At 64.8% G+C, this 3182-nt stretch carries 5 protein-coding genes and 1 pseudogene; 5 read left to right on the top strand and 1 reads right to left on the bottom strand.

Annotated elements, in window-relative coordinates; translation table 11 throughout:
• From ACRDUX_RS21260 to ACRDUX_RS21275, 4 genes and pseudogenes are all read left to right on the top strand, one after another.
• Window positions 1–546 (top strand): annotated as a pseudogene (locus ACRDUX_RS21260) (MCE family protein); the annotation flags it as partial.
• On the top strand, window positions 510–1166 hold the full coding sequence (locus ACRDUX_RS21265; RefSeq protein WP_526416207.1) for an Rv1363c family protein: 657 nt from the start codon (window positions 510–512) through the stop codon (window positions 1164–1166). The pseudogene ACRDUX_RS21260 and the gene ACRDUX_RS21265, both read left to right, overlap by 37 nt.
• Window positions 1163–1825, top strand: coding sequence for an Rv1363c family protein (locus ACRDUX_RS21270; protein WP_526416209.1), 663 nt, complete (start codon window positions 1163–1165; stop codon window positions 1823–1825). The genes ACRDUX_RS21265 and ACRDUX_RS21270 overlap by 4 nt, the downstream gene beginning before the upstream one ends.
• 72 nt (window positions 1826–1897) lie before the next feature.
• Entirely contained in the window at window positions 1898–2302 is a 405-nt protein-coding gene (locus tag ACRDUX_RS21275) for a hypothetical protein (RefSeq protein ID WP_526416211.1), read from the top strand.
• A 28-nt stretch (window positions 2303–2330) separates the two neighbouring features.
• Here ACRDUX_RS21275 and ACRDUX_RS21280 read toward each other — a convergent pair whose 3' ends face one another.
• On the bottom strand, window positions 2331–2816 hold the full coding sequence (locus tag ACRDUX_RS21280; protein ID WP_526416213.1) for a CAP domain-containing protein: 486 nt from the start codon (window positions 2814–2816) through the stop codon (window positions 2331–2333).
• A 1-nt stretch (window position 2817) separates the two neighbouring features.
• Here ACRDUX_RS21280 and ACRDUX_RS21285 point away from each other — a divergent pair.
• Window positions 2818–3182, top strand: a 365-nt coding sequence (locus ACRDUX_RS21285; protein ID WP_526416215.1) for a hypothetical protein, incomplete at its 3' end; no start/stop codon positions are given.

Here is a 3182-nt window from a genome sequence, read left to right on the forward strand (position 1 = left end):
TATCTGAGCTTCAACCTGAACATCAACCTGCCCAAGCCCTGCACGACCGGATTCCTGCCCCCGACTCAGATGCGCTCGGCTTCGCTGACGGACTACCCCGACCCCCCGGCCGGGCTCCTCTACTGCCGCACACCGCAGGACGGACCGTTCAACGTCCGCGGCGCAAAGAACTACCCGTGCGAGACGCGGCCCGGCAAGCGTGCACCGACGGTGAAGCTGTGCGAAAGCGACAAACCGTACGTTCCCCTGAACGACGGATTCGACTGGAAGGGCGACCCCAACGGGACGTATACGGGGCAGGCGGTTCCGCAGTTCAACCCCGGCGATCCGATTCCACCCGGATATGCCGCCGACGCGCCGCCCCTCGTGCCGCCTCCACCGCCGGATGCCGCACCGCCGCCGCCGATCGCGGTTGCCCAATACGACCCCGCCACCGGCACGTACGTCGGGCCCGACGGCAAGGTGTACACGCAGGCCAACCTGGCCAACCACACCCCACAGGAGCAAACATGGCAAAGCATGATGGTGCCGCCGAAGACGAATTGACCGAGTCCGACGCCGTCGCCGCGAGCACGACGCTCGAGGAGTCCGAGACCGCCGAGGAGGCCGATGTCGCCGATACCGACGACGCCGCCGACTACGACGCCGAAGCCGACGAGCCGGTACCGTCTCGCACGAAACGACTGTCACCGGCCAGGACGGCGATGCTGGTGAGTTTGACGATCGTCGTCGTAGCGGCGGCACTCGTTGGCTTCCTTGGATTTCGGACATATCAATCGGAGCTGGCCCAGCATCGGGACGACTTGTTCGTGCAGGTGGCACGCCAGGGCGCCGTAAACCTGACGACCATCGACTGGCAGGAGGCCGACGCCGACATCAACCGCATCCTGGATTCGGCGACCGGCACCTTCTACGACGACTTCTCCAAGCGTTCACAACCTTTCGTCGAGGTGGTCAAACAGGCGCAGTCGAAGTCCGTCGGAACGGTGACCGAAGCCGGCCTTGAGTCAGAGTCGGGCGATCAGGCCCAGGTGTTGGTAGCGGTAGCGGTCAAGACCACCAATCTCGGTGCGGCCGAGGAACGACCACGCGCATGGCGGATGCGCATCGACGTCCAGAGGATGGGCGACCAGGCCAAGATTTCCAATGTGCAGTTCGTACCGTGACCAAGGCAACGACAGAGGCCGGCAATGACGACGCAGACGAAGAACAGGCAGCGGTGATGACGACAACCTCGCTCGACCACGACGACGAAACTCTCGAAACTGACGACACGACGGCCACGGCAACGGAAGTGGACGGTCGCGTTGTGGAAATCGCGCCGAAAGGTCGTCGCCTTCAGCTTGATTGGAGGCGGATCGTCACCTACGGGCTGCTCCCGGCAATCGCGTTGATCCTGTTCCTGGGCGCGGGTTATTTGAAGTGGACGGATACGACGATCCGCGACTCGCAAACGGCGCGAACCCAATCAGTGCAGGCCGCCCGCGACGGGACGGTTGCACTCCTGTCGTACACTCCGGCCGACGTCGACAAACAACTCGTCGCCGCCCGCGATCTGCTCACCGGGGACTTTCGGAACTCGTACACGTCCCTGACCAATGACGTCGTGATCCCCGGCGCCAAGCAACAGCAGATCACCGCGGCTGCGTCGGTGCCCGCCGTCTCCTCGGTGTCGGCGAGCGTCGATCACGCCGTCGCGCTGGTGTTCGTCAACCAGAGGACCACGGTGGGAGCGGGGGCGCCCACCGCTCTCGCGTCCACCGTGCGGGTGGGGTTGGACAAGGTGAACGGGCGATGGCTCATCTCCCAGTTCGACCCCGTCTGACCAAGTCTCCATCAGAGCTGTTGAACGCCAAAGGAAGGCGCTGAAGTGAACCAAACGACGAGAGCCGTGCGGATGGCCGTTCTTCTGGCGGTCGTGGTTCTGGCGACGGTGGGTCTGGACGTCGCCACCGCTGGGGCGGCTCCACCACCCGCCCCGGTACCCGCGGCTTCGTGTTCCTACACGCTCACGTCACCGTCGAAGGTCGACGTGTCCGGTACGGACATGGTGACCGCGACACTGACGCACGGGCCGTGCACTGGTGAGATCACTCCAAACTCGATGACGGTGTGCATCGAATTGCGTGGCTACACACCGCCGCAGTGCAATTTCCATCCCACCTTTGACCCCGTTCAGGTGTTCTTCACGCCGTACCGCAGTGGCGGGACGTATCTTGCCACCGGGCGCGGCTGCGGCAATGTGTTCCCGATGGCCGATGAGTCGTGCTCGTCACTGGGGCCCTACACGAAGACGTTGTGACGCTGGCGCAGAACCTATTCCAGCAGTATCAAGCTGGGCTGCCGTAGACCGCCACCACCACGCTGCGATCCAAGCTGTTCTCCGACCACACTCCCAGTGCGGTGTGGCTGCAATCCTTCACGATTCCCCACAGCACCGGATCGCCGTACCACTGACCGAGGATGTCGATACCGTTGATGGCGAGCGACTGGTTGTTCGCCACGGTCTCGGCGACCGTGCCGGCGAAGCCCAAGGCTTGGGCCCGGTCCTGCGGTGTCGAGCCGTCGGAACCGATGTCGCCGTTGAGGTCGTGGTTGTTCAGCAAGTCCAACGCCTGATTTCGCGCTGCGTCGACGAGGCGCCCGTCGAGTCGCGGGTCCGCCGCGCAACCATTCTGCTTCTGGGCGGTGTAGATGTTGGCGAAGACGCCGTTGTTCAGCCTGCTGTTGTCGGCATGTGCGGTGGGCACCGCGACCGTCCCGGCCGCAACCGCCAGCAGGCTCGACAAGACGAAGGCTCGGCGCCGCGTCGTCATCGTGAGTGTCATTGCCCACCAGCGCCAGGAACGGGGCGAAATCCACCCGCTTGGCGAGGTCTTCGGAGAACTGGAAACAGGCGCGCGGCGAAGCTCCGTCGGAATCGACGGTATAATCCAACAGCCGGAAGCCATGCTCGTCGCGCATCTTCTCATACTGGCCGCGGACCTCGGCGACTTCGCGCAGATCGAGCGACAGCCGGAGGCTATCCAGCGCCGGGCGCCACAGCTTGCGGTCCGACATCGCCCGGCCGAGCACCGCCAGCGCGTCCGCCTCCTCGCCGGCGTTGCCGGCGCGCTGATAGGCGATGTAGGCCGCGGTCGAGGCCCGCTCCAGAAGGAAGGTCTGCTCGCTCGAACTGGCCG

Origin of the sequence: Mycobacterium sp. (genome assembly GCF_050701675.1) — a bacterium.
Classification (GTDB): Bacteria; Actinomycetota; Actinomycetes; order Mycobacteriales; family Mycobacteriaceae; genus Mycobacterium.